The 940-nt window shown below is 41.1% G+C and carries 2 protein-coding genes and 1 pseudogene; all 3 read right to left on the reverse strand.

Going from position 1 to position 940, the window contains the following annotated elements; all coding sequences use genetic code 11:
* Positions 1–144: pseudogene (locus HMPREF9538_RS18405) on the reverse strand (sulfatase modifying factor 1); the annotation flags it as partial.
* A gap of 21 nt (positions 145–165) precedes the next feature.
* The gene (locus tag HMPREF9538_RS32165; RefSeq protein WP_071787070.1) at positions 166–267 is read right to left on the reverse strand and encodes a hypothetical protein; all 102 of its coding nucleotides are present in this window, start codon (positions 265–267) and stop codon (positions 166–168) included.
* Between the two features lie 52 nt (positions 268–319).
* Positions 320–940: formylglycine-generating enzyme family protein (locus HMPREF9538_RS29630; protein WP_009484595.1), on the reverse strand; the 621-nt coding region annotated here is incomplete at its 5' end.

Below are 940 nucleotides of genomic sequence, written 5' to 3' on the forward strand. Positions count from 1 at the left end.
CTCGCCGCCCTGAACGGGAACCATGTTAGAGAGTGACTTAGCAACAAGCGCTTCAGACAGGGTTTCACGCTTGTCAGTACTCTTCTGGTCACACCCGAGCAGTAAACTGGCAGCAACAGAAGCAACTACGATTAATTTTCTCATCTTATCACCTCAGCCATTGCATCAGGCAGTCATTGTACCCGTCGGGTGCTGGTCGTCGATCATGGCAAGATATTCTGACATCAGGCTATCCGGGACAGGTTTAAACAGGCTGTCCAGCGGAATATTATATTCATTGAGCGTTCCGACTATAATATAGTATTACAGTCAAACGATATTATTTATTAATAACGCAACGAAATACAAAAAGAGGACTAACTCCAAACTTTTGATAATCATCACGCCCAGCAAATTTTGGCACAGGTTGTGACGATTGCCTGAATATAGTCAAGGCATACTGACGATCTCCGCCAACATACCCCCTTAAAACTTTTTCATTACCCTTAACTGGACCTTGAGGATCATAAACAGGGGAGTGGGAATAATAATCAGTTGAATACCAATCATTACTCCATTCGGCTCCACTTAGCCCCATATCGTATAAACCTAGCGGATTCGGAGGATATTTCCCAATTGGATAAATAGGAAAACCATAACCATCTGTGTATTCATCTAATTTCTTTTGTTCAGGTATATTAGAACCAAGCTCGAAATTTCCATTATTAGTCGAAAAAGGAAGATACTGCCCTCTTGACCTTGCCGCATATTCCCATTGTGCTTCTGTCGGTAAATCAATATTTTTATCGGACTCCTTACCTAGCCACTGACAATAATCTTTTGCCTGTTGCCAGGTCACACCAACAGAGTAATCATCTTTTTGCAAGGATGGGTACTCTTTTACCAGAATATTAATGGGAGGTTTTTTTATTCCTGTTATCTGCAGATATTTATTATAATC

The sequence above is a fragment of the Klebsiella sp. MS 92-3 genome, from assembly GCF_000195655.1.
Taxonomy (GTDB): Bacteria; Pseudomonadota; Gammaproteobacteria; order Enterobacterales; family Enterobacteriaceae; genus Klebsiella; species Klebsiella pneumoniae.